The sequence below is a fragment of the Micromonospora sp. NPDC049559 genome (genome assembly GCF_040676675.1).
Lineage (GTDB): Bacteria > Actinomycetota > Actinomycetes > Mycobacteriales > Micromonosporaceae > JBFAPK01.
The window spans coordinates 42,320-65,930 of the sequence record NZ_JBFAPK010000027.1; the positions used below are offsets into that span (position 1 = coordinate 42,320).

The following is a 23,611-nucleotide window of genomic DNA, read 5'->3' on the forward strand; positions in this document are numbered from 1 at the left end:
CACCACGGCTTCCTGGTCAACAACGACCTGGTCGGCGGTGTTTCCGCGACGGGTCCGCCGGTCCGCCGCATCGCACAGGCTGCGCGTCGGGCGGGCCGCCGTCCAGGGACCGGCGGTACCTGGACACGCGCCACGGCCGGGCCGGACGGCCGGCGCAGCCACGGACGACCTGTACCTGGTTACGCCGGTACGGCCTGCCGAGACTCGACCCATGGACATCCGAACCGACCACGCAACCGGACACTGGATCAACGGCGGGATCGTCCCCGCCGGAGCCACCGAAACGATTTCCGTCGTGAACCCCGCCAACGGGGAGATCATCGCGGAGCTTCCCGCCGGTACCGCCGCCGACGTCGACGGCGCGGTCGCCGCCGCGCGGGCGGCGTTCCCCGGCTGGGCCGCGACCCCGCCGGCCGAGCGCGCCGCCGTGGTGCGACGCGTCGCCGACGCCCTGGAACGGCGGGCCGAGGAGGTCGCCCAACTGCTCACGGCCGAGATGGGCGCCCCGATCGCGCTGTCGCGCGCGGCCCAGGCCACGTTCCCGGTCGTCGTCGCGCGGGCCTTCGCCGACCTCGCCACGGGCTTCGCCTGGTCGGAGGAGGTCGGCAACTCGCTGGTCGTCCGCGAGCCGATCGGCGTCGTCGGCGCGATCACCCCGTGGAACTTCCCGTTGCAGCAGATCATGTCGAAGCTGGCTCCCGCCCTGATCGCGGGCGACACCGTGGTCCTCAAGCCGTCGGAGATCGCTCCGCTGACCGCGCGCGTCCTCGCCGAGACCACCGTCGAGGCGGGGCTGCCGCCCGGGGTCCTCAACATCGTGTACGGCACGGGTGAGGTCGTCGGCGAGGCTGTCTCCGCGCACCCGGACGTCGACATGATCTCCTTCACCGGTTCCACCCGGGTCGGCCGGCGCATCTCCGCGGTCGCCGCCGGCACGGTCAAGCGTGTCGCGCTCGAACTGGGTGGCAAGGGGGCCGGCGTGCTCCTCGACGACGCCGACCTGCCGGCGGCGGTCGAGGCGGCCGTGGCGCGGGCGTTCGCCAACGGCGGCCAGGTCTGTGGCGCGTTCAGCCGGATGCTGGTACCGGCGTCGCGGCAGGACGAGATCGTCGAGCTGGTGGTCGACGCCGCCGCGCGATGGACCCTGGGCGCCCCGACGAACGAGGCCACCCGGGTCGGCCCGATGGCCTCCGAGGCGCACCGGGCACGGGTCGACGGCTACATCGAGCGCGGCATCGCCGAGGGGGCGAAGCTGGTCTTCGGTGGACCGGGTCGGCCCCGGGGCTTCGAGCGGGGCGCGTACGTCCGGCCGACCGTCTTCGCCGCCGTCGACCCGAACGCCACGATCGCCCAGGAGGAGATCTTCGGCCCGGTACTGACGATCATTCCGTACGCGGACGAGGACAAGGCCGTCGAGATCGCCAACGGTACGGTGTACGGCCTCACCGGCGGTGTCTTCGGCGAGCCCGGACACGCCCTCGCCGTCGCCCGGCGGCTGCGCGCGGGCCAGATCGACGTCAACGGCGCCCACTGGAACCCGTACGCCCCGTTCGGCGGCTACCGGCAGTCCGGCAACGGCCGCGAGTTCGGCCGCGCCGGCCTTGAGGAGTTCCTGGAGACCAAGGCCATCCAGCGGTGACGCCCCGGGCCCGGAGCCCTTCTCCGTCGATCATGGAGTGGTCGCCGTCGCACAAGCCGCGAAAGCGGAGGAGCTCCCGACCACAAGTCAATGATCGACCCCAGAGGACGCCGGCGCGGACGCCGCCGGCCGGGCGATCCTCGCCGCCGTGCGCCGGCTCAGACCAGCAGGGCCGGCCGCAGCTCCGCGCCGAGGTTGATCGCGCCGACCACCCGGTTGCCGCCGAGGTCGTAGACGTCGACGCTGTTGTTGCGCCGCATCAGCTCCCGGACCGGGGGCGGCAGCCGGGGTGGCTCGTCGTCCATGGCCGCCCGGATCTGTCGGGCGCTCGTGATCAGCCGGTTGGCCAGCGAGGCCGCGTCGACGTCCACCCGGACCCGGCCGTACTCCCAGCCGGCGGCGGTGAGGTCGAGCACCTCGAACAGGTGGGCCAGCGGCGCCTTCGGGTCGGTCACCCGGACGAGCCGGGACGCCCGGTCGCCGAGCACCGTGACGGCCGCGGCCACCTGCGCGTACGGGTGCAGGCCGCACGGCAGCGCGAAGAGCGGCCAGCGCAGCTGCGGCCCGACCGTCTTCCACAGTTGCCGGTAGTTGCGGCGGTCGACCACGGGCCGGCGACCGGTGCGTCGGTACAGCTCGCCGGCCTGGGCGAGGAGGTCCGCCTGCACCTCGTTGGTGAACTCGCGCAGGATGCGGGCCGCCACGACCAGCCCGTCGTCACCGTCGAGCAGGCGGGTGACCGCGTCGACCTGGTCGGCGAACCGGAGTTGTGCGTGCGCGCCGAACCGGTTCCGGACGTCGGCGAGCAACGCCTCCTGCCGCTCCGGGTCGAGCTGGACCTGCCTTCTGCCCAGCAGAAGCCGGAGCCATCGCATGTCGCCTCGTTTCCGCGGCCGGACTGGAGAACGCGGCAATGCTACAAGACCTCCGGCGACGGGGCGGTCGGCGCCGCGACCCGGGCGGGCCGGCCCACGACGAACCCGGCGGATGGACCACCGTCCGCTTCCTAGACTCGGCAGCATGGCGGAGATCGTCCAACTGCTGGCCTCGCCGGTGCACCGATACGAGGGCCGGCCGGCCGACGGTCCCGCGCCGGCGCCACCGGACGAGCTCGTCGAGGAGATCCGGATCCGGGCGGACCTCGGCATCGTCGGCGACCGGTACTTCGGCCGCCCGGCGCACCGGGACGCGAGCGTCACCGTGATCGCGCGGGAGTCGCTGCCCCCGGGTGCCGACCTGCGCCAGGTCCGGCGCAACGTCCTCGTCGCCGGGATCGAGGTGGACGACCTGGTCGGGACGGTGCTGGTCCTGGACTCGGGGGACGGGCCGGTCCGGCTGCGGGTCAACCGCCGGGCGCACCCGTGCGCCTGGATGGACGTCGCCATCGGCCCCGGCGCCTGGCGGGCGTTGCGCGGCAAGGGCGGCGTCCGGTGCCGGCCGCTCGACGACGGGGTGCTGCGCGTCGGCCCGGTGCAGGCCACCGTCCTGCGCTAGGCCACCGTCCTGCGCTAGGCCACCGTCCTGCGCTAGGCCGGCGCGGAGAGGGGCAGCCGGACCGCCGGTGGCAGCCGCGCCGGCACAGGGTCCGCCTGGAACGACTGGATCATCAGGGCCGCGAGGCGTCGCGCCGCCGCCACCCGTACCTCGGGTGACTCGGCGCGGATCCCCTCGTTCGCCATGAGCGCCAGGATGACGTCCTCCAGTACGAAGTCCGTCCGCAGGCCGCCCGCCCGCTTCGCGCGCCGGACCAGTTCGAGCATCAGGCGCAGCGCGCGGTCCCGATCGGCGGCGAAGCCGGCCGTCTGGGGAAGCCGCGAGGTGAACGCGCGGGAGAAGCCCCGGTCGAGGGCGTGCATCTCCATCAGCTTCTCGATCACCAGCCGGAACCCGTGCCACGGGTCGGCCGCCGCCAGGCCCTCCTCGACGACCGCCGAACAGAGAGCCATCTGCTCGGCGAACGCCTCGGCGAGCAGCGCCTCCTTGGTCGGGAAGCGCCGGTAGACGGTCGCGACGCCGACCTGCGCGCGCCGGGCGATCTCCCGGATCGGCACGTCGAGGCCCTCGGTGGCGAAGGCCAGGCGGGCCACCGCGAGGATGCGCTCCCGGTTGTCGCGGGCGTCCGAGCGCAGTGTGCGAATCACTTGGGCCGTCACCGCTCTCACTTTAGCCAAACGGACGGGGTGCTCCGTTACGGTCCGACGCATGAGAGCTGTGCAATTCACCGAGTACGGCCCGCCGAGCGTCGTGCACCTCGCCGAGGTCGCCGAGCCACACCCCGGACCGGGGGAGATCCGGATCGCCGTACGGGCGTCCGGACTCTCGGCGGGGGAGACCCTCCTGCGCTCCGGGCGGCTGCGTGACGTGGTGCCCCTGACGTTGCCGTACCGGACCGGGTTCGACGCCGCGGGCGTGGTGGACGAGGTCGGCGACGGGGTGTCCGGCGTCCGCCTCGGCGACGAGGTGTTCGGCGTGACGGCCATGACCGTACGCGGCGCCAACGCCGACCACGCGGTCCTGACCGGCTGGGCGCGCAAACCGGCCGCCTGGAGCTGGGCGGAGGCGGGCGGTGCCGCGGGCGGCGTCGAGACGTCCACCCGGGTCCTTGACCGGCTCGCGGTCGGCGCCGGGCACACCGTGCTGGTGCAGGGCGCGGCCGGCGGGGTGGGCAGCCTCGCCGTCCAGTTCGCGGTCGCCCGGGGCGCCACCGTCATCGGTACGGCCAGCGCGCACAACCACGACTTCCTGCGTTCCCTCGGGGCGGAGCCGACGACGTACGGGGCGGGGCTCGTCGAACGGGTCCGCACGCTGGCACCGGACGGGGTGGACGCGGTCTTCGACTGCGCCGGCGGGGCACTGCCCGACCTGATCGCCATCGCCGGGGACGCCGCGCGCGTGGTGACGATCGCCGACTTCGCCGCGGCGGCGCACGGCGTACACATGTCGCACGGCGCGCCGGCGGACGAGACGGGCGCGGCGGTCGGCGCCGCCGCCGATCCGCTGGCGTTGCACGGCCTCGACATCGCGGTCGGGCTGGCCGAACAGGGCTGGCTGCGGGTGCCGGTCGCGGCGGCGTTCCCGCTGGCCGAGGCGGCGGCCGCACACGAGCTGAGCGAGAGCCGCCACGCCCGCGGACGGATCGTGCTGGTGAACTGAGCCGAGGCCCCCGGTCGGCGGCCCGCGCGGCCGACCGGCGGCTACCGCCGGCCCGGGGGGCAGTTGTTGCTCTCGCGCCTGACCGTGTACTCGCGGTCGTCGTGGGTGATCCCGGACGGTACGCCGTCGAAGTGGGTCTCGACCTTCTCCCAGCCCTGGCGCTGCTCGTAGTGCAGGTGCGGCGCGCCGGAGTTGCCGGTGCTGCCCACCCGCCCGATCTGGTCGCCCTGGGCCACCCGCTGACCGACCTCGACCAGTGGAGGTTCGAGCAGGTGCAGGTACTGCGTCTCCCACCGGCCACCATGGTCGATCTTCACCCAGTAACCGCCGCCGCGCCCGCGCGCGCCGTCCGGGTTGTCGGGGGTGCGCTCGCCCAGTGATCCGTTGATGCCCGCCTCGGTGACCTTGCCGGCGTACGACGCGAGCACCGGCCGGCCCCACGCCTCGCCCCGGGTCGGGTACATGTCGACGTCGTAGTCGTCGTGGCCGGGATAGGTACCGAGCTGCCAGGTCTCGCCGCAGGGCACGGGCAGCTGGAAGAGCGGGCGCGGGCCCGGGGGCAGCAGCAGCGGCACCGCGACCACCGCGCCCACGGCGAGGACGACGAGGGTCGCGCCGACCCCGAGCGCGAGCGCGACGCGGCCACCACGGCGGCGGTGGCGGCGGGGGAGTCTGGTCGGGTCGCCGGTCGTCACCGGCCCGAGGATGGCAGACGGCGGCAAGGTCCTCGACGCCGGATCCCCGTACGCCCGAGGATCCGCACGTCGAGGCCCCGCCGCCGTTCTCCGGGCGGGTCCTACCGCCGGGCCAGGACCCGGTCCCAGCCGGGCAGGTCGGCGGGTGACCGGTCGGCCGCGCCGACGTAGTCCGCGGACGGGCGGATGATCTTCCCGAGCCGCTTCTGTTCGAGGATGTGCGCACTCCAGCCGGCGGTACGGGCGCAGGTGAAGAGCGGAGTGAACAGGTCCGCCGGTACGCCGGCGAAGTCCAGGACGATCGCGGCCCAGAACTCGACGTTGGTTTCCAGGACCCGGTCCGGCTTGCGTTCCCGCAGCTCGGCCAGGGCCGCGTGCTCCAGGGCGAGGGCGACCTCGTAGCGGGGCGCGCCCAGATCCCTGGCCGCGGCGCGCAGGATCCGTGCCCGGGGGTCCTCGGCCCGGTAGATCGGATGGCCGAAGCCCATCAGGCGCTGGCCGCTGTCCAGCACCCGCCGGACGTACGCGCGGGCGTCGCCGCCGCGCTCCACGGCCTCGACCATGCCGAGGGCCCGGGACGGGGCGCCGCCGTGCAGCGGGCCGGACATCGACGCGACGGCGGCGGAGAGGCAGGCGGCGACGTCGGCGCCGGTGCTGGCGACCACCCGGCCGGTGAAGGTCGACGCGTTCATCCCGTGTTCGGCGGCGCAGACCCAGTACCGGTCGATCGCCTCGACCTGGCGCGGGTCCGGCTCGCCCTGCCATCGGATCATGAAGCGTTCGGTGCTGGTCCGGCCCCGGTCGACCAGCCGCTGCGGGATGGCGGGTAGCCGCGTTCCGCGGGCCGCCTGCGCGACGAACGACAAGATCATGACCGAGGTGCGGGCCAGGTCCTCGCGGGCCTGCGCCTCGTCGATGTCGATCAAGGGACGGAGGCCCCAGTACGGGGCCATCATCGCCGTCGCCGACTGCACGTCCACCCGGACGTCGCCGGAGTGTACGGGGAGGGGGAACGGCTCGGCGGCGGGAAGCCCGCGCGCGAAGTCACCGTCGACCAGCAGCCCCCAGACGTCCGCGAAGGAGGCGTGCCCGATCAACTTCTCGACGTCGATGCCCCGGTAGCGCAGGGATCCGCCCGCCCGGTCGGGCTCCGCGATCTGGGTGTCGAAGACGACGGCGTCGGCGAGACCCGGTTTCACGTTCAGCATCGCTTCAATCTCGCGGTGCGACAGGGTACTGTCAACGTTGATTCAGTCAATATGGGAGCATCGCCACATGGCTGGTGAGCGGCTGCTGACGACCGAGGAGGCGGCCCGGCGTCTCGGCGTGAAGCGGGAGACGGTCTACGCGTACGTCAGCCGGGGGCTGCTGAGCAGCCGCCGCAACGGCGACGGCAAGGAGAGCCTCTTCGCCGAGGCGGACGTGCTGGCCTTCGCCGCCGGCAGACGGCGGCCGGGGCCCGCTCCCGAGGCTCCGGCGATCCACACCGGGATCACCCTCATCACCGGCGACACCCTCTTCTACCGGGGCCGGGACGCGCGGCTGCTGGCCCGCACGGCGTCGTACGAGGCCGTCGCCACGCTGCTGTGGACCGGCGAGCTGCGCCACGTCCCGTTCGCGCCCGACGACGAACTGCGGGCGCTCGCGCAGGCCGTGACCGCGCCCCTGCCGCCGACCGCCCGGCTGACCGACCGACTCCGGCTGATCGTGGCCGCGGTCGCGGCGGCGGACCGGCTGCGCTTCGACACCACCCCGGCCGCCGTCATCGCGACGGGCCGGACGATGCTCGACACGATGGTCACGGCGCTGCCGGCGCGGGCCGACGGGAGCGACGCCGACAGCGCGTTCCCGTTCGCGGCCACCCTCTGGCGGCGGCTCAGCCCCGTCGAACCCACCGAGGCCGGGCTCGACGCGCTCAACGCCGTACTCGTCCTGCTCGCCGACCACGACATCGCCGCGTCGACGCTGGCGGCCCGGGTCGCGGCGTCCACCCGCGCACACCCGTACGCGGTCGTCAGCGCGGGCCTGGCGGCGATGGACGGCCCGCTGCACGGCGGGGCCAGCGAACTCGCGTACGCGATGCTGGCCGACGCGGTCCGGTCCGGCGATCCGGTCGGCACCGTCGCCGACCGGCTGCGCGCCGACGGTCGCGTACCCGGCTTCGGGCACCCGCTCTACCCGGGCGGCGACCCTCGGGCCGCGACCCTGCTGGAGCTGCTCGGGTCGGCGCCCGGTGGCGGGCCGGCGGCCACGGACCCGCGCGTCCGCGACGTCGTCGCCGAGGTGACCGCGGCGGTGACGCGCCGCTCGGGTGGCGCGCCGAACGTCGACTTCGCGCTCGCGGCGTTCGCGCTGACCAACCGGATGGACGCGGGCGCGGGGGAGACCATCTTCGCGATCGCCCGTACGGCCGGCTGGATCGCCCACGCGCTCGAGGAGTACGACGACCAGCCCAGCCGGTTCCGGCCGAGCGGCCGGTACGCGGGGCGGCTGCCCCGGCCGGCCCGGACGCGCGACTAGCCGTGGCCGGTCGTACGGCGGGCCGGCGCCCGGGGCGGCCCGGGCGCGCGACTGACGGCCGCCCGGCGTCCGGGGTGGCCCGGGTGGCTCACGTCCGCAGGGTGTGCTCCAGCCGGCGCAGGGCCGCGGCGAGGGCCACCACCCCCAGCACCGCCAGGTAGGCCGCCGCGACGAGCAGGCGCGGACCGGGGGAGCCGAGGAAGACGCCCCGGACCAGCTCGATGCTCTGGTAGAGCGGCAGGCACTCGACGAAGACCTGGATCGGCCGGGGGTAGATCTCCAGCGGGAAGAACGTGGTCGAGAAGAGGAACATCGGCAGCATCACGAGCTGGATGAGCTGCAGATCCTGCCAGGTGCGCAGCAGGGTCACCGCGAGCAGCCCGACGGAGGCGAAGGCGAAGCCGATCAGGAGCGCGCTCGGGACCACCAGCAGCGCCCACGGCGTACGGACCAGGCCGAGCAGGGCGACGACGACGAGGAAGGCGGAGCTGACCAGGGTGCCGCGCAGCAGCGCCCAGCAGATCTCGCCGAACGCCACCGACCGTACCGTCATCGGCGTGGTCAGGATCGACTCGTACGTGTGGTCCGTCTTCAGCTTGCCGAACATGTTGAACGTCGTCTCGTTCATCGCCCCGTTCATCGCCGCCGTGGCGAGCAGGGCCGGCGCGACGAACCGCGGATAGCTGACCCCGGCCGCGTCCAGTCCGGGCACCGCGCCCACCAGCGCCCCGACGCCCAGCCCGAAGGCCGTCAGGTAGAGCAGCGGCTCGAAGATCTCCGCGAGCAGCATCGGCCAGGTGTGGCGGTAGATCATGAGGTTGCGTTCGACCATCGCCCGGGCGCCGCCGCCGGCACGGACGCGGTCGACCAGCGGCGGAGCCGTCGTCGCCGTCATGGTGGACTCCTCTGCTCGCGGACCGTCAGACGTGCAGCCGGCGCCGGTACGTGCGGCGGGCCACGAGCACGCCGCCGAGCGCCATGGCCAGCAGGTAGCCCAGGTGCGGCAGGGTCGCCGACGGGACCGCCGTACCGAGCGCCAGCGTCCGACTCAGCTCGACGCCGTGCCAGAGCGGGGTGAGCCAGGCGACCGGATGCAGCCACCCCGGCAGCTGCTCGACCGGGAAGAACGTGCCGGAGAGCATGTACAGCGGCAGGACCACGAAGCGGAACATGGTGTTGAGGCTGGCCGAGCGGCGCACCGTCACCGCCCAGGCGGCGGTGGGGGCGGCGAAGGCGCAGCCGACCAGCGTCGCGGCGAGCACCAGCGGCACCACCCGGACCGGCGGTACCGCGCCGAACGCCGCCGCGATCAGCGTGAAGAGCAGGGCGTTCTGTGCCGCCCGCAGGGTCCAGTACATGAGGTGGCCGGCGAAGATGTCGGCCGGGTCGAGCGGCGTCGTCGCCGCCGCGCGGTAGCTGCCGCGGGACCGTACCGACTGGAGCACGGGGCCGGCCGCCTCCAGGTACGCGGTCTGCATCACGGCCGCGGTCAGCATGCCGGGCACCACGAACTCCAGGTAGGACGCCCCGTGCAGGTACGCGCTGCCGGTGTCGACGAGCTGGCCGAGACCGATCCCGATCGCGGTCAGGAAGAGCAGCGGGTTGGCGACACTGATCACGATGCTGCCGCGCCAGGTGCGGCGGTACCGGTAGAGCCAGTAGCCCAGCTCGCGGAAGGGCGGTGAGGTCAGCAGCGTGGTCGCGGTACGCATCGTGCTCCTCGTCCGGGGCGGAGGGTCGGTCGACCGGCGAACGGCCGGTGTGGTTCGGTCGACCGGCGAACGGCCGGTGCGGGTCAGTCGACCAGCGAACGGCCGGTGAGGGTCAGGAACACGTCCTCCAGGCTGGCCCGGCGCACCAGCGCGGTCAGCGGCCGGATTCCCCGGCTGTGCACGGCCGCGAGGGTCTCCTCGCCGTGGTCGGTGTAGAGCATCAGCCGGTCGGGCAGCTCCTCCACCCGGTCCACCAGGCCGCGCGCCTTCTCGGTGCAGACCTGCCGCTCCTGCGGGCCGAAGCGCAGCTCCAGCACCTCCCGGGTGGTGTACCGCTCGATCAGCCCGGCCGGCGTTCCCTCCGCGACGATCCGGCCGCCGTCCATGACGACGAGCCGGTCGCAGAGCTGCTCGGCCTCGTCCATGTAGTGCGTGGTGAGCAGCAGCGTCACCCCCTCCTGCCTGAGCTGGAAGAGCCGCTCCCAGAGCAGGTGCCGGGCCTGCGGGTCCAGGCCGGTGGTCGGCTCGTCCAGCAGCAGGATCTCCGGCTGGTTGATCAGCGCGCGGGCGATGGTCAGCCGGCGCCGCATGCCACCGGAGAGCGCGTCGACCGCCTCGTCCGCCTTCTCCGACAGCCGGGCGAACTCCAGCAGCGCGTCGCTGCGCTGCCGCAGGGTCCGCCAGGGCAGGCCGAAGTAGCGGCCGTAGATCAGCAGGTTCTCGCGTACGGTCAGGTCGGTGTCGACGGTGTCGTCCTGCGGTACCACCCCGATGCGGGCCCGGATCGCCGGGCCGTCCCGGGTCGCGTCGAGGCCGAGGATGCGCAGGCTCCCGCCGCTCACGGGCGAGACGCAGGCGATCATCCGCATGGTCGAGGACTTGCCGGCACCGTTGGCGCCCAGCACGCCGAACGCCTCGCCGTGGCGGACCTCGAAGTCGATCCCGGCCACGGCCGTCAGGCCCCCGGGCCCGCCCGGGCGGCCGTAGACCTTGGTCAGGCCCCTCGCCTCGATCAGCACCGGCGCGGTCTCGCGCGTCATCACGCCCTCCGTCATCCGGCGCACCCCCGTGTACCGACTCGCACCTCGTACGTGCCGGCAGGTTATCCGAAGAGCCGTCGCGTCCGGAAGGATCGTCGGCGCGATCCGCGTCGATGCCGTGGCCGGCCCGGCCGCCCGACGGCCATCGATATATGCGCCCGTCTGACACGATGTCCACGTGCCAGCCGGTCGATTTCTCGCGACGTCCATCGCCGCGGCGTTGCTCCTCACCTCCGCCCTCGCCACCCCGGCCTCGGCCGGCGCGGCGGTCGGGGCCGTCGTCCCCACCGACCGCGGACCCGTACGGGGCGCGGTCGAGGCGCACACCCGCACCTTCAGCGGCATCCCGTACGCGGCGCCGCCGGTGGGCGAGCGGCGCTGGCGGGCGCCCGAGCCGGCGGCCCGGTGGTCCGGCGTGCGCGACGCCACCGTCCCGGGCCCGAGGTGCCCGCAGCTCGGCGACCCGGTGGTCGGCATCCCGCGCAGCGAGAACGAGGACTGCCTGTACCTGAACGTGACCACGCCGCGAAATCCGGCGCCCCGGCCGCGGCCCGTGATGGTCTGGCTGCACGGGGGCGGGATGCGCTCCGGCGCCGGCAGCGACTCCGACCCGCGCCGGCTCGCCGCCACCGGCGACGTGATCGTGGTGACACCGAACTACCGGCTCGGCATCTTCGGCTTCTTCGGCTATCCGGGGCTGACCGGTTCCGGCACCTTCGGCCTCCAGGACCAGCAGGCCGCGCTGCGCTGGGTTCGGCGCAACGCCGCCTTCTTCGGCGGCGACCCCGCCAACGTCACGCTCTTCGGCGAGTCGGCCGGCGGGGACGGCGTCTGCGCCCAACTCGCCTCGCCGCTCGCGGCCGGTCTCTTCGACCGGGCGATCCTGCAGAGCGGCTCGTGCACGACCGCCAACCCGGTCGCCGTCATCCTTCCGGTCGCCGGCGCAGCCGAGGACACCTGGAAGCCCCGGTCCCTGACGGAGAGCCTCGGCGCCCGTACGGCGACCGAGGGCCTGCGCTGCGACAACCTGGCCTGCCTGCGCGCCCGGACCGCGACCGAACTGCTCGCCACCCCGGCGGTCTACTGGAGCCCCGCCTTCGACACCCCGCTGCTGCCGGTACATCCGGCGGAGGCGCTGCGGACCGGACACTTCAACCGGGTGCCGGTGCTCGCGGGGCACACCCGCGACGAGGGGCGCTTCTTCGTCGCGACCTTCTTCCCGGGCGGCATCGACGACCCGACCTACCAGTGGCTCCTCACGACCGCGTTCGGCGACCGGGCCGGCGAGGTCGCCGCCCGGTACGCCGAGGCCGGCTCGCCGAGCCTGGCTTGGGCGGCGATCGTCACGGACCGGGCGTACGTCTGTCCGAGCCTCGTCGCCGGTCGGGCCATCGCCGCGCGGGCACCGTACCGGCACTACCTGTTCGCCGACCGTGCGGCGCCGCAGATCTTCGCGCTGCCCGCCCCGCCGCCGTTCCCGATGGGCGCCTACCACGGTGCGGAGCTGCCGTACCTGTTCGACATGGACGGCGTCACGCTCACCGCCGCGCAGCGCCGCCTCGCGGACCAGATGATCCGCTACTGGACCGCCTTCGCGGCCTCGGGCGACCCCGAACGGCCGGGCCTGCCCCGCTGGCCGTCGCGGCTCGCCCAGTCGCTCGCGCCCGACGCGGTCGGCCCGGTGGACCTCGCGGCCCAGCACCACTGCGGGTTCTGGGCCGAGTACCCCTCCTGAGCGGGCCGGGCGGTCAACCCCGCCCGGCGACCACCCGGCGACGGCGCGCCGCCCGGCGGATCACCAGCAGCCCGACCGCGCCGACCAGCAACAGCCCGGCGGCGAGCAGCGCGACCACGGCGAGCCGGCGGACGGAGGTACCGCTCGCCGAGGCCGCCGGTGCGGGGACGGCCGCGGTCGCCGCCGTCCCCGGGGGCCGGGCGGCCGGCGCGTGCAGCTCGGCCGCCTCCTCCGGCGTGACGAGACGCCCGACGGACGCCGTGGCCGGCAGCTTGAATCCCCAGTCGAGCAGCATCGTGCCCTGTTTCCAGGCGCGCGCCGGCACGATCTCCGCGCCCATGATGGTGACGACCAGCCGCCGGCCGCCGCGCTGGGCCGCTCCGACGTAGGTGTGCCGCGCGTCGTCGGTGAACCCGGTCTTGCCGCCCAACGCCCCCGGATAGCTGGTCAGCAGCTTGTTCTCGTTCTGGATCTGGAAGCCCTTCGGGTGCTTCGGCGGCTGCGCCGGCCACTGGAAGCGCAGCCTGGTGTCGTACCGCACGAAGTCCGGCCGGGCGAAGTCGGCCCGGGCGATCAGCGCCAGGTCGTACGCGCTGGTGAACTGGTCCGGGGCGTCCAGGCCGGAGGGGGTGACCGCGTGCGTGTCGTCGGCGCCCAGCCGGTGCGCCTCCGCGTTCATCGCCGCCACCGTGGCCGGAACCCCGCCGGCCCCGCCGGCCACCCGGGCCAGCGCGTTGGCGGCGTCGTTGCCCGACTGCAGCAGCAGCCCGTACCAGAGGGTCGAGACCGGGTAGCGACCGCCGAGGACCATCCCGACCGCGGAGCTGTCCGCCGGCAGGTCCAGGTCCCCGGCGGTCGCCTCGACGACCAGGTCCGGGTCCAGCTTGGGCAGCGCGGTCGCCGCGAGCAGCAGCTTCTGCACGCTGGCCGGCCGGCGCCGCAGGTGCGGCGCGCAGCCGCCGAGGACCGCTCCGGTGTCGAGGTCGGCCACGACCCACGAGATCGCCGAGACGGCGGGCGGCGCCGGTGCCTCCGGCGGCACCGCCAACCCCTTCGTGCCGAGTTGGGGGCCGCCCACGGCGGGCGCGGGCGCCTGGGCCGGCGACGCCGGCGTCGGCGGGATCGCCGGCTTCCGGACGTACGGGCACGGCACGGCGCTCGCCGCGGTGTCCGGCGGGGTGCCCGGCACGGCGCTCGCCGCGGTGTTCGACGGGGTGCCCGGTGCCGAACCCGCCACCGGTGCCGGCCCGACCATCAGTCCCGCGCTCAGCCCGGCGGCCACAAGACGCCACGTTCCCATGGCGGGGAGAGTAACGGCCGCCAGCCCCCTACGGGCGGTCGCAGATCACGTCGTCCATCAGCCGGGAGGCCCGCCCCTGGACGGCCAGCGCCGCCCGCTCGTCGGCGAGCTGCGTGGCCAGGGAGAGCACCGCCACCCGGTCGCCGTCCGGGCTCACCCCGTTGGCGGTGCTCATGCCGGGCACGTCACCGCCGTGGCCCCAGTAGCCGCCGCAGCGGTTCGGGACGAACATGATGCCGAGCCCGTACCGGGCGCCGGGGATGAAGTCCTGGAAGGTCTCCGCGAGCACGGTCTCGTGCAACTGGGCCATCTGGCCGGCCTTCAGCAGCTGACCGCGTTGCAGCGCCTGCCAGAACCGGGCGAGGTCGGTCGGCGTGGTGACCAGGTTGCCGGCCGCGTCGGCGACCGTCGGGTTGAACATCGTGGTGTCGGTCAGCGGACCGCCCGGTACCCACTGCTGGTAGCCCTTGGCGTGCGGTGCCGGCAGGAACGGACGGTCCCCCGGCGCGGACGTGTGCCGCAGCCCGAGCGGCTGGAGGATCCGGGTACGCACCTCGGTGGCCCAGGACCGGCCGGTCACCCGCTCGATGAGCATCCCGGCGAGGATGTAGTTGGTGTTCGAGTAGTCCCAGCTCGTTCCGGGCGCGAATCCGGGCTCGTGCCGCACGGCCAGGGCGACGAGGTCGGCGGCGTCGTAGTGGTCGAACCGGTGCGCCAGGTACCCCTCCTGGGATCCGAGCGCCGCGATGTCCCTGGTGTAGTTGTAGATGCCGCTGGTGTGCTGGAGCAGGTGGCGGACGGTGATCCGCCGGCCGTCGTTGCCGTTGCCGGCGACGACCCCCGGCAACCACCGGTCGACGCTGTCGTCCAGGGAGAGCCTGCCCTCCCCGACCAGTTGCAGCACGACGACGGCGACGAAGGTCTTGGTGTTGCTCCCCATCCGGAAGTACCCGTCGAGCGGTACCGGCGTGCCGCGGTCGAGGTCACCGACGCCGGACCGGGCGCGGACGGTGATCCCGTCGACCCGGGTGAGCCCTTGCACGCCGGTGATGCCGAGGCCGTGCAGGTCGTCGACCGCGACCTGGAGGCGCCGGTCCGTGGCGGCGGGTGCGGTGGCGCCGGCCGGTACCGCGCCGGCCGCGACCAGCGCGGCGACCGACGCGACGACCAGGCTCCTTCGGCCGAGTTGTCCTCGCATGTCATGTCCCTTCGAACGGACGCGAACGATGACGGAACCCGACCGTACGAAACCCCTCGATGCGTTTCCATCCGGTGATCCCCCGGGAGTGGGGTCGGGGTAACCCCCGGTACCAGGTGGGCCGGGACCGACCCGGCGTGCGCGCCCCGCCGTCTCCGGTGGACCCGGGAGAGACCCCGTGGCCCGGCGCGCCGGCCCCGGCGAGCGCGGCCCGCTCAGGCCGCGCGAACGGGTTGGCGCAGGATGGTACGCATCTTCGCGGTATCGGTCTCGGTGACCTCGGACAGGTAGATCTCATGGTGCAGGCCATTGCTCACCAGGCCCCGCTCGGCCATGAACCGGTCCATCCGGGCAAGGGTCTCCGGCTCGTCGTCATAGGAGCCGTGGTGCATCGCCTGCACGCACCTGCCCTCGGTGAACGTGACCAGTTGCACCCGTGCCGCGCTGTGCCACCCCGTCGCCTGCCTGGCCTCGTCGACCCGCGCCGGCTCGACCGACTCGGGCAGCCGCAGGAACAGGTGCCAGCGCCACTGCGAGCGTGGGACCGTCAGCGGCGGCCGGTCGTCCTCGACCCACCAGCGTCCCTCCAGCGCGGGCAGCGCGCCGGCCAGCAGCGGTGCGGCGACCGCGTACAGCGTTCGGATGGCCGTCATGTGCTCGTCGCCGCCGGGCTCACCCATGCCGGTCACCGCCAAGCCGCGTACCGGCCCGAACTCGACCAGCTCGGGGCTGTCCGACGCGGAATACCAGTCGTTCATTCGCTCTCCTCGACTCCGATCATGATGTGGGTCACCAGTTGATCCGGGCTGGTCTGCCGCGGATCGGAGATGTAGACCTCGCGCAGGTCGCCGCGGGTCACGTGGCCGTGCTCGCCGATCCAGGCCAGCAGGGCGTGCGCCGTAAGGGACAGCTGGTCGTACGGGCCGACGTGGGTGGCCATGGCGAACAACCCGCCACGGAGGATGTCCGGCGTCGTGCCGGCGACATCCCGGTCGACCTGCGCGGCCACCGTCACGCTCACCTGGTCGGCGATGTCCAACGGGAACAACCCGACCAACGGGCCGTGCGGCCGCTCGCCGGCCGCCGCCAGCGCCGTGTTGAGGCGGGCCACGCAGTCCGTGGTCACCGCCGGGATCTCACCGAGGCCGCCGGCGCCCTGGGTGACCACCACCCGGCGGGCGTCCTCGCGGGTCAGTCGAACCTCGGCCCGGGGCAGACCGTCGGTGAGGACCCGGTCCAGGGTGGCCAGCATCCGGCGACGCCGAACCAGGTCGGCCTCCATCCGGTCCCGCACGCCACCGAGCACCTCGGCGATGCCCCTGCCCGCCAGTACCTGCCCGATCGCCGGCAGGGGGACGTCGAGTGAGCGCAACAACCCGACCGACAGGGCGTCGCGCGCCTGGTCGGCCCGGTAGTAGCGGTAACCCGAGTCCGGATCGACCCAGGCCGGCCGCAGCAGCCCCAGCTCGTCGTAGTGCCGCAGCTGCTTCACGCTCAGCCTGCACAGACGCGCGAACCGCCCGATGGGCATCAGCACCTCGTCCACGCGACCAGCATGAACGCTCCCACGGTGGGAGAGTCCAGGCGGGCGGCGCGGCCGTCTCCGACACGGTGGTCCTCACCCAGTCGACGGCGACTGACGGGGGCGCCGGGAACCATCCCGCTCGGTTCGCGCTGGACGGCGGGCGTGCCGGCCAACCGAGCAGGGTAGGGTGCCGCCGTGGCAAATCTCTGGAGAGGCGTGGCGGCGACGGTCAGCCGGGTCACCCGGCGGGTGCCCGCCCCGCGCACCGCTGGTCCGAGCCCCGCTCAGATCGCCCGGCGGCGCCAGGTCGCGGCCCTGCAACGGCGGCAACTCGCGTACGCCCCCGAACTGGACGGGCAGGCCGACCCGGGCGAGATCGTCTGGACCTGGGTACCGTACGAGGACGACCCACGCCAGGGCAAGGACCGACCCGTACTCGTGGTGGGACGGGTGAGTCGGACCCTGTTCGGGCTGATGCTCTCCAGCCAGAGCGAGCGGGACGGCCAACGGCACTGGCTGGCGCTCGGTCCGGGCGCGTGGGACCGGGACAACCGGCCGAGCTGGATCCGGCTCGACCGGGTCCTCACGATGCGCGAGGACAGCATCCGGCGCGAGGGTGCGGTGCTGGACCGGGCCAGGTTCGACCGGGTCGGGCAGGCGTTGCGCGCCGGCTACGGCTGGCGCTGACCCCGGCCGCCACACCGAACCACCGCCGACCGCGCGGCCCGCGCAGACGGCCCGGCGACCCTACCGCTGGCGGCGGAGCCTGCGCAGGGCGTCGGTGGCGGCGGCGGTGACCCTCGGGTCGGGCCCGCCGCGGGCCTGCCGGAACGCGGCCCTGGCGGCGTCGCGGTCGCCCTCCATGGCGAGCAGGATCCCGAGGTTGTACGCCGCGGGCGCGGACTCCTCCGGCAGGCCGAACCCGATCGACCGCCGGTAGGCGGCCTTCGCCCCCTCGACGTCCCCCCGGTCGCCGAGCAGCCGACCGAGGCCCAGCGCCGCCCGGGCGGCCGAGTCCGGCCGCGGCCCCTCGACGACGGCGCGGTACACCTGGGCCGCCGCGTCGTCGTCGCCGTCCTCGCGCAGCATCACGGCGAGGTTGATGCCGGCCATCGGGCTCTGGTACGGGTGTTCCAGCTCGAAGGTCTGTCGGTAGGCGGCCCGGGCACCGTCGCGGTCGCCGGCGCTGGCGAGCATCCGGGCCAGGTCGAAGGCCGCCGCGGCGGCGTGGTGGCGGTGACCGCTGCGGATCGCCCGGCGGAACGCCGCCACGGCCCCGGCCCGGTCGCCCTCCGCCTCCAGCCGCATCCCGAGGTGTACCGCCGCGAGCGCCGCCAGTTCCACGTCGCCGGCCCGGGTCGCCAGGTCGTACGCGGACGCGAACCCCGCCCTGGCCCCGGCCCGGTCGCCGCGGCGCGCCCGCAGCTCGGCCCGGCACATCGCCACCACGGCCGGTTCGTCCGGCTCGCCCAGCACGACGCCGAGACGGTACGCCCGCACGGCCGCCTCGCCGTCCCGGTTCCGGTGCACCAGGGCCAGGTAGAGCTGGGTACGCCCGCTGCGGTCGCCGGCGCCGACCGCGGCCCGCAACGCCCGCACCGCGTCCTCGTACGGTTCCCGGAACGCCAGCCAGCGCCCGAAGTCGAACGCGAGCGGGCCGGCGGGCGGGTCCACGGCCGGCAGGTCCAGGTCGGCGAGGCGCCGTCGGGCCTGCCGCGCGTGCTTCCGGCCCGCGCCCTGGATCAGGCGGCGGTACACCTCGCGCGCCTCGCCGGGGTCGCCCTCCTCGACCAGCAGGTCAGCGAGCCCGAGGGCGGCGGCGTCGGCGATCTCGGGCTCCGCCGCGCCGCTCGCGGAGCGCAGCGCCTCGACGGCGTCGGCCACGTCACCGCTGGCGGCGAGCACCGTGGCGCGGGTCAGGTCGATGCCGGGCCCGGCCTCCGGCGGTGCGACCTGCCGGGCGCGCTCCAACAGCCGCAGCGCGTCGGCGTTGTCGCCGCGCTCGAACAACCGGATCGCCAGGCCCAGCATGGCGCCCGGGTCGTCACCGGCCAGCGTCGGCCGGATCAGCAGCCGTTGCCCGCTCGGGTCCCGCTCCAACTCGTCCAGCGCCGCCAGCGTCTCCCGGGCCTTCGCGGCCTCGTCGGCGTCGACGTCGGCGCCGATGCGCAGCACTCCCGCCAGCGCCCGCCGGGCCAGGTCGGTGTCCCTGCGGCCAAGGTGGACCTCGGCCAGGAGGTTGCCGGCCATCATCGCCATCCCACCCTGCCCGGTGGCCAGCGACCGGGCCAGCGCGTCGACGGCCCCCTCGACGTCGCCGCGCTCGTACCGGATCAGGCCGAGGCCGAACGCGCCCGCCACGGCCAGGGACGGGTGCTCCGCGTCGGCGTACCGGACGAAGACGGCCTCGGCGGCCGCCACGTCGCCGGCCATCCGCAGCTCTCCGGCGGTGGCGAGTTCGTCGAGCGCGAACGGGTCAGGGGCGCCCGGGTCGCGGGGGTCGACGACCGGCGGCTGGGCGTCGCCGAGCAGGTCGGTCGCGGTGTCCAACTCGGCGCGGACCGCCAGCATCCGCGCGGCCAGCTCGGGCGCGGCCCGGGCAACCTCGCTCAGGTCGGTGCGGCTGTCGAGCAGCTGGGACCAGAGCACCGTCCGGCCCTGTTCGAGCAGCTCGACGGCGGCCTCGGGGCGGCCGGCGTCGAGCGCGGCGGCCGCGGCCATCCCGGCGATGCCGGGCCAGGCGTGCAGCGCCCGCTCCTGGTCGGCGCGCGGGGCGCCGTGCCAGGCGAGCAGCGACAACAGCGTGATGGCCTGCCGGTACGCGGTGACCTGGGCGGCCGGTTCGCCGTCGAGGGCGCGGATCCAGCGTACGGCGGCGTCGAGGCGGCGCTCGGGTCGCGCGTTCTCCTGCTCGCTCGCCTCCCGCCAGAGCCGGATCGCGTTCTCGTGATCGGGGCCGCTGCCGCCGCCCCGGTCGCTGAGCGCGTCGCCGAGCATGATCCGGGTTTCCACGAGGTGCGGATCGTCGGGGCGCCCCCGGTCCAGCCGCAGCCGCAGCACGTCGACGGCCCGGTCCAGCTCCGCGGCCGACCCGGTCCGGCCGGACCGCCGGGCCAGGGCGACGCCGATGTTGTGCGCCACCATCGACCAGGCCGGTTCCGCCGTCCGCTCCAGGGCACCAGCGGCGAGCGCCCGGTCGGCCACGCGGTCGAGTTCGGCCTCGGCGTCCGGGTCCGGCGGGCCGGCGAGCCGGGTCGCGAGCAGCACGCCGAGGTACTGCGGGTGTGCCGGGTTGTCGGGCGGTACGAGCGCCAGCGCGGCGTCGGCGTACCCGATCGCCGCGGCGAGGTCGGCCGGGTCGCCGGTGTGCTCGTACCGCAGCCTCGACACGTTGGCCGCGTTGCCCAGCCGGACCGGCGCCTGCGGATCACCGTCGGCGGTCGCCGCCACCGCCGTACGCATCAGCTCGACGGCCTCGCCCAGGTCGTCGAGCGTGCCGAGCAGCTGGTACCGCATCACCAGCGACACCGCGAGGGTGGTCAGCGCGGGGACCGGCGGGTCGGCGTCCTCGTCGCCGCGCGCCACCTCGATCCCGGAGCGGCCCAGCGTGATCGCTTCGTCCAGCGCGGCGGCCCGCCCGGTGGCCTGGTACCGCATCATCAGCGCGGCGCCGAGGTGCGTACGCGCCGTCGAGCGGTCTCCGGGTGACACGGCGACGGCCACCGCCCGGCGGCCGACCGTCTCGGCCTCGTCCAGGTCGGGTAGCTGCCCGGTGAGCTGGAACCGCTCGCGGAGGTTGGCGCACTGGTGGGCGAGCGCCGCCGCCAGCTCCGGCCCGTCGGGGCCCGCCTCGACCACCGCCACCCGTCCGTGGTGGACGGCGGCGTCGAGGTCGTCGCGGGAGGACGTCACCTTGGCGCGCTGCCGGTACGCGGTGCCCAGCAGCCGCAGCAGCCGCGGCCGTTCCGGGTCACCGGGCGGCACCGGCTCGACCGACCGCAGGTGGTGCCGGATCGCGGCGTCGATGTCGGCGCGCTGCGCGGTCCGGTCGAAGATCGCACCGTAGGTCACCGCGGCGAGGTGCCGGGCCGGGGCCCAGTCCGTCGCGTCGGCGAGGTCCCCGGCGGCGACCGCCACGGCGCGCAGGTCGGGGATCGACCGCGAGCCGGCGGCGAGCAGGCCCAGCAGCGCGATCAGGTGCCGCCGCAGGTTGTCCCGGCCGGGCGTCCGCGCCGGCCAGTTGGCCAGCGCCTCCTGGCAGATGTGCAGCGCCTCGCGCGCCTGGTCGAGCGCGGCGGGATCGCCGAGGTCGCGCCGCTTGAGCCGCTGCACCACCGCCTCCACGAGGGCGACCAGCGTGCCGACCCGGTGGTTCGGTGACAGTGGCAGGTCCAGGGCCTCCCGACAGCGCGCGATCGCCTCGTCGAGGGTGGCGGGGTCACCGGTCGCGAACGCGCGGTGGACCAGCGCCATCGCCAGCACGGCGACCTGCTCCGCCCGCTCGCCGGCGGTCGCCGCGCCGGCCACCGCGGCACCGGCGTGTGCGATCGCGGAGTGCAGGTCGGCGGCGCGTCGGGACAGTTCGTACCGGTGCAGCAGCACCGCGGCCAGCTCACCGTGCATGCTCGGCCGGTCCGGGTCCGCCTCGTCCACCTCGGCGAGTGCCTGCTCGGTCACCGAGACGGCCTCGTCGAGCGGGGCCACCTCGCCGCTCGCGGCCGCCTCGCGGCGCAGCAGCAGGTTCAGGTTGGCCAGGAGCCGGTGCCGCCGGGGATAGCCGGGGGCCGCCGCCGCCACGGCGCTGCGGCTCGTGCGCACCCCCTCGGCGAGCGCCTCCGGGGCGCCGACGGCGTCGTACAGGTGCATCAGGGAGAGCGCGAGGTCGGAGAGGCGGGCCGGCCGTTGCTCCTCGTCGGCGTCGGCGACCAGTTCCCGCGCGTACCGGACGAGGTCCTCGACGGCGTCCGGGCCGGTCCCCGGGGCGCGGGTCGCCGCGAGCAGGCGCTCCCAGTGCATCACCCGCGCGGTCAGGTCCGGGCTCGCCGCGGCGGCCCGACCGGCCAGCTCGACGGCTTCGCGCAGCATGGCCGGATCGTCGAGGCGCTGCCCGAGCCGCTCCAGGGCGCCCGCGAGATTCGCGGTGCAGCGCCGGGCGACCTCCGCCTCGGCGTGCGGCAGCGCCGCCCGGTAGCTCTCGACGGCCCGCCGGAGGTCGCCGACACCGCCGGTCCGCTCGGCCAGTTCCCGGTACGCGTTGCCGAGCGCGAACAACTCCGCCGACCGCGCCTGCGGGCTGCCCGCGAACTCCACCGCCTCGGTCAGGCGACGCAGGGCCCCGTCCAGGTCCGCCCGATCGCCGCGCCGCTGGTACCGGGTGACCAGCGCCCGCCCGGTCTCGCCGGCGAACATCGACCGGACCGCGGGAGTCGTGGCGGTGTCGGCCGCCGTGCCGAACGTCGCGACGGCCTCGTCGAGCACGTCGGGATCCCCGGTCGCGGCGTGCAGTTCGCGCAGGGTGATCGCGAGCAGGCCGAGGTGGTAGCCGCGCCGCGGCGCGTCGACCGGGTCGGCGACCTCGGCGATCAGCTCGCGGTACGCGTCGGCGCGCTCGCGGAGCAGCCCCGGCTCGCGGGTCTGCTCGTACCGGTCGGCCAGCGCGTCGGCCAGGCGCTCCAGGCGGTACCCGCGGTTGGCGTCCGGGACCGTGGCGGCCCGCCGCAGCACCGCCAGCGCGCGGGCCGTCGCCTCGCCCGCCGGCTCGGCCGGGCCGCCCGCCGTCTCGCCCACCGCCTCGCCCGCGCCGGACGTCTCGGCGAGCCGCTCGTACGACCCGCGCAGGTGGTCGAGATGCCAGAGCAGCATCCGCGGTTCGGGGTCCGGTTCCTCGGCGACGAACCGTTCCTCCAGCGCGATCGACTCGCGCAGCGCGGCGTCGTCGCCGTCCGCGTCGGCGACGAGGCGCAGCAGGGTCGCCAGGTTCGCGCCGAGCCGGTTGCGCCACTCGGGACCGCCGACCTCGATCGCGTGCCGGGTGAGCGCGACGGCCTCGTCCAGCGCCGCCCGGTCGCCGTCGCGCCGGTACCGCTCGTGCAGGGCGGCGGCGCGGCCGGTGAGGTCCGCCAGGTCCTCGCCGGGCCCGTCGCCGCTCACGGGCAGCGCTCCACGGGCTGTACGGTCAACGCCTGGCCCAGCTCCACGGTGACCTGTCCGGCCTCGGTCCTCAGCGTGAGCCGGCCCCGGTCGACGCCGACGACGCTGCCGCAGAGCACGCTGCCCGGCTGCTGCACGCGCAGGCGCGGGCCGTCCTTGCCCGGGCCGTACCAGGTGGTCGCGACGGCGGCGACGAGCAGCGCCGCGCAGGCCAGGGTGGCGGCGACGCCCCGGCGGAGGTCGCGCAGCGCGGTACCGGCGGCCAGATGGTCGGCCAGCACGCCGGGCAGGGAGGGGGCGAGCGGGCTGACCGCGGGTCGGCCGTGCGCGGCCCGCAGCAGCCAGAGCGCGCCCGCGCCGCCGGCGACGGCGGCGGCGAGCAGCAGGACGCCGGTCACCACCGGCCACGGCGGCGCCAGTTGGCCGATGTCGGTGCGGCCCTTCACCAGGCCGAAGCCGACCAGCGCGGCGAGCAGACCGGCCATCCCGGTGCGCCAGGCGGTCGCGGCGGCGCGGACCCGGTCCAGCTCGCCGGCGAGCAGCCCGTACCGCTCCTGCGCGAGCGCGGCGTGCCACGGCTCGGCGGGCGGCCCGGCCGCCAGGTTGACGCTCACGGCGCGTCGACCGTGATCCGCAGGAGCCAGTACGCGCCGCAGCCGGCGCGCCCGGCCGGTCGCCCGGGGTGCTCCTCCTCGCAGGTGCAGATCAGCGGCTCCAGCCGCTCCGACGGGGCCGGTTCCCGCCGGCCGCCGACGCGGAACCGTCCGGTGGTCTTGTAGACGCCGTCCACGACCGGTACCTGGATGACGGTGCCGCAGCGCGGGCAGGGGCCGGTGAGCAGCAGCGTGCCGGGGGCCGGCCGCGCGGCCTGGAAGGTGGCGGCGGCGCGCTCGGCGTAGCCGGGCTCGGTGACCTCGGCGTACGGCAGACGGTCCATCGGCTCT

The 23,611-nt window shown here is 75.1% G+C and carries 20 protein-coding genes; 6 read left to right on the forward strand and 14 right to left on the reverse strand.

The window, feature by feature from the left end; translation table 11 throughout:
* Positions 1 to 211 precede the first annotated feature (211 nt).
* A complete protein-coding gene (locus AB0J86_RS25680) occupies positions 212 to 1,639 on the forward strand; it encodes an aldehyde dehydrogenase family protein (RefSeq protein ID WP_363860156.1) in 1,428 nt (475 codons plus the stop codon).
* A 158-nt stretch (positions 1,640 to 1,797) separates the two neighbouring features.
* Here AB0J86_RS25680 and AB0J86_RS25685 read toward each other — a convergent pair whose 3' ends face one another.
* Positions 1,798 to 2,514, reverse strand: a complete 717-nt coding sequence (locus tag AB0J86_RS25685) for a hypothetical protein (RefSeq protein ID WP_363860157.1) — start codon at positions 2,512 to 2,514, stop codon at positions 1,798 to 1,800.
* 145 nt (positions 2,515 to 2,659) lie between these two features.
* Between AB0J86_RS25685 and AB0J86_RS25690 the strand changes: the two genes are divergently transcribed.
* Complete coding sequence (locus tag AB0J86_RS25690) at positions 2,660 to 3,133, forward strand: molybdenum cofactor biosysynthesis protein (RefSeq protein WP_363860158.1); 474 nt, start codon at positions 2,660 to 2,662, stop codon at positions 3,131 to 3,133.
* 32 nt (positions 3,134 to 3,165) lie between these two features.
* Here the strand turns inward: AB0J86_RS25690 and AB0J86_RS25695 are convergent, their stop codons facing one another.
* On the reverse strand, positions 3,166 to 3,792 hold the full coding sequence (locus tag AB0J86_RS25695) for a TetR family transcriptional regulator (RefSeq protein WP_363860159.1): 627 nt from the start codon (positions 3,790 to 3,792) through the stop codon (positions 3,166 to 3,168).
* A gap of 49 nt (positions 3,793 to 3,841) precedes the next feature.
* On the opposite strand from AB0J86_RS25695, the gene AB0J86_RS25700 reads away from it, so the two are divergent.
* Positions 3,842 to 4,792 (forward strand): NADP-dependent oxidoreductase, encoded by a 951-nt coding sequence (locus AB0J86_RS25700; RefSeq protein WP_363860160.1) that lies wholly within the window; start codon positions 3,842 to 3,844, stop codon positions 4,790 to 4,792.
* Between the two features lie 41 nt (positions 4,793 to 4,833).
* Here AB0J86_RS25700 and AB0J86_RS25705 read toward each other — a convergent pair whose 3' ends face one another.
* Both AB0J86_RS25705 and AB0J86_RS25710 read right to left on the reverse strand, forming a co-directional pair.
* Entirely contained in the window at positions 4,834 to 5,487 is a 654-nt protein-coding gene (locus AB0J86_RS25705) for a M23 family metallopeptidase (RefSeq protein WP_363860161.1), read from the reverse strand.
* A 101-nt stretch (positions 5,488 to 5,588) separates the two neighbouring features.
* The gene (locus AB0J86_RS25710) at positions 5,589 to 6,695 is read right to left on the reverse strand and encodes a citrate synthase 2 (RefSeq protein WP_363860162.1); all 1,107 of its coding nucleotides are present in this window, start codon (positions 6,693 to 6,695) and stop codon (positions 5,589 to 5,591) included.
* A 67-nt stretch (positions 6,696 to 6,762) separates the two neighbouring features.
* Here AB0J86_RS25710 and AB0J86_RS25715 point away from each other — a divergent pair, with 67 nt between their 5' ends.
* A complete protein-coding gene (locus AB0J86_RS25715; RefSeq protein WP_363860163.1) occupies positions 6,763 to 8,007 on the forward strand; it encodes a citrate synthase family protein in 1,245 nt (414 codons plus the stop codon).
* An 88-nt stretch (positions 8,008 to 8,095) separates the two neighbouring features.
* Here the strand turns inward: AB0J86_RS25715 and AB0J86_RS25720 are convergent, their stop codons facing one another.
* From AB0J86_RS25720 to AB0J86_RS25730, 3 genes are all read right to left on the reverse strand, one after another.
* Positions 8,096 to 8,902: an ABC transporter permease gene (locus tag AB0J86_RS25720; protein WP_363860164.1), complete on the reverse strand. Its 807-nt coding sequence runs from the start codon at positions 8,900 to 8,902 to the stop codon at positions 8,096 to 8,098.
* Positions 8,903 to 8,927: 25 nt separating this feature from the next.
* Complete coding sequence (locus AB0J86_RS25725; RefSeq protein ID WP_363860165.1) at positions 8,928 to 9,719, reverse strand: ABC transporter permease; 792 nt, start codon at positions 9,717 to 9,719, stop codon at positions 8,928 to 8,930.
* An 83-nt stretch (positions 9,720 to 9,802) separates the two neighbouring features.
* Positions 9,803 to 10,759: an ABC transporter ATP-binding protein gene (locus AB0J86_RS25730; protein ID WP_363860166.1), complete on the reverse strand. Its 957-nt coding sequence runs from the start codon at positions 10,757 to 10,759 to the stop codon at positions 9,803 to 9,805.
* Positions 10,760 to 10,937: 178 nt separating this feature from the next.
* Here AB0J86_RS25730 and AB0J86_RS25735 point away from each other — a divergent pair, with 178 nt between their 5' ends.
* Positions 10,938 to 12,494 (forward strand): carboxylesterase family protein, encoded by a 1,557-nt coding sequence (locus AB0J86_RS25735; RefSeq protein ID WP_363860167.1) that lies wholly within the window; start codon positions 10,938 to 10,940, stop codon positions 12,492 to 12,494.
* Between the two features lie 13 nt (positions 12,495 to 12,507).
* On the opposite strand, the gene AB0J86_RS25740 is transcribed toward AB0J86_RS25735, so the two are convergent.
* The 4 genes from AB0J86_RS25740 to AB0J86_RS25755 all read right to left on the reverse strand — a co-directional run bounded on the left by AB0J86_RS25740 (position 12,508) and on the right by AB0J86_RS25755 (position 16,538).
* Positions 12,508 to 13,794: a D-alanyl-D-alanine carboxypeptidase gene (locus tag AB0J86_RS25740; protein WP_363860168.1), complete on the reverse strand. Its 1,287-nt coding sequence runs from the start codon at positions 13,792 to 13,794 to the stop codon at positions 12,508 to 12,510.
* 28 nt (positions 13,795 to 13,822) lie between these two features.
* Complete coding sequence (locus AB0J86_RS25745) at positions 13,823 to 14,992, reverse strand: serine hydrolase domain-containing protein (RefSeq protein ID WP_363860169.1); 1,170 nt, start codon at positions 14,990 to 14,992, stop codon at positions 13,823 to 13,825.
* A gap of 215 nt (positions 14,993 to 15,207) precedes the next feature.
* Positions 15,208 to 15,750, reverse strand: a complete 543-nt coding sequence (locus tag AB0J86_RS25750; RefSeq protein ID WP_363860170.1) for a GyrI-like domain-containing protein — start codon at positions 15,748 to 15,750, stop codon at positions 15,208 to 15,210.
* Positions 15,747 to 16,538: a MerR family transcriptional regulator gene (locus AB0J86_RS25755; protein ID WP_363860171.1), complete on the reverse strand. Its 792-nt coding sequence runs from the start codon at positions 16,536 to 16,538 to the stop codon at positions 15,747 to 15,749. Before AB0J86_RS25755 ends, AB0J86_RS25750 begins: the two co-directional genes overlap by 4 nt.
* Positions 16,539 to 16,712: 174 nt before the next feature.
* On the opposite strand from AB0J86_RS25755, the gene AB0J86_RS25760 reads away from it, so the two are divergent.
* Entirely contained in the window at positions 16,713 to 17,204 is a 492-nt protein-coding gene (locus AB0J86_RS25760; protein WP_363860172.1) for a type II toxin-antitoxin system PemK/MazF family toxin, read from the forward strand.
* A 60-nt stretch (positions 17,205 to 17,264) separates the two neighbouring features.
* Here the strand turns inward: AB0J86_RS25760 and AB0J86_RS25765 are convergent, their stop codons facing one another.
* From AB0J86_RS25765 to AB0J86_RS25775, 3 genes are read right to left on the reverse strand one after another with little or no spacing between them, the layout of a single operon-like run.
* A complete protein-coding gene (locus AB0J86_RS25765) occupies positions 17,265 to 22,667 on the reverse strand; it encodes a hypothetical protein (RefSeq protein WP_363860173.1) in 5,403 nt (1,800 codons plus the stop codon).
* A complete protein-coding gene (locus tag AB0J86_RS25770; RefSeq protein WP_363860174.1) occupies positions 22,664 to 23,281 on the reverse strand; it encodes a hypothetical protein in 618 nt (205 codons plus the stop codon). Before AB0J86_RS25770 ends, AB0J86_RS25765 begins: the two co-directional genes overlap by 4 nt.
* Positions 23,278 to 23,604, reverse strand: coding sequence for a hypothetical protein (locus AB0J86_RS25775; RefSeq protein WP_363860175.1), 327 nt, complete (start codon positions 23,602 to 23,604; stop codon positions 23,278 to 23,280). Before AB0J86_RS25775 ends, AB0J86_RS25770 begins: the two co-directional genes overlap by 4 nt.
* Positions 23,605 to 23,611 lie beyond the last annotated feature (7 nt).

Bases quoted from the DNA above. Each gene is read 5' to 3' on its own strand.
- AB0J86_RS25690 (WP_363860158.1), top strand. From the start codon at position 2,660: ATGGCGGAGATCGTCCAACTGCTGGCCTCGCCGGTGCACCGATACGAG.
- AB0J86_RS25775 (WP_363860175.1), bottom strand. From the start codon at position 23,604: ATGGACCGTCTGCCGTACGCCGAGGTCACCGAGCCCGGCTACGCCGAG.
- AB0J86_RS25700 (WP_363860160.1), top strand. From the start codon at position 3,842: ATGAGAGCTGTGCAATTCACCGAGTACGGCCCGCCGAGCGTCGTGCAC.
- AB0J86_RS25715 (WP_363860163.1), top strand. From the start codon at position 6,763: ATGGCTGGTGAGCGGCTGCTGACGACCGAGGAGGCGGCCCGGCGTCTC.
- AB0J86_RS25740 (WP_363860168.1), bottom strand. From the start codon at position 13,794: ATGGGAACGTGGCGTCTTGTGGCCGCCGGGCTGAGCGCGGGACTGATG.
- AB0J86_RS25680 (WP_363860156.1), top strand. From the start codon at position 212: ATGGACATCCGAACCGACCACGCAACCGGACACTGGATCAACGGCGGG.
- AB0J86_RS25710 (WP_363860162.1), bottom strand. From the start codon at position 6,695: ATGCTGAACGTGAAACCGGGTCTCGCCGACGCCGTCGTCTTCGACACC.
- AB0J86_RS25745 (WP_363860169.1), bottom strand. From the start codon at position 14,992: ATGCGAGGACAACTCGGCCGAAGGAGCCTGGTCGTCGCGTCGGTCGCC.
- AB0J86_RS25720 (WP_363860164.1), bottom strand. From the start codon at position 8,902: ATGACGGCGACGACGGCTCCGCCGCTGGTCGACCGCGTCCGTGCCGGC.
- AB0J86_RS25730 (WP_363860166.1), bottom strand. From the start codon at position 10,759: ATGACGCGCGAGACCGCGCCGGTGCTGATCGAGGCGAGGGGCCTGACC.
- AB0J86_RS25685 (WP_363860157.1), bottom strand. From the start codon at position 2,514: ATGCGATGGCTCCGGCTTCTGCTGGGCAGAAGGCAGGTCCAGCTCGAC.
- AB0J86_RS25750 (WP_363860170.1), bottom strand. From the start codon at position 15,750: ATGAACGACTGGTATTCCGCGTCGGACAGCCCCGAGCTGGTCGAGTTC.
- AB0J86_RS25725 (WP_363860165.1), bottom strand. From the start codon at position 9,719: ATGCGTACCGCGACCACGCTGCTGACCTCACCGCCCTTCCGCGAGCTG.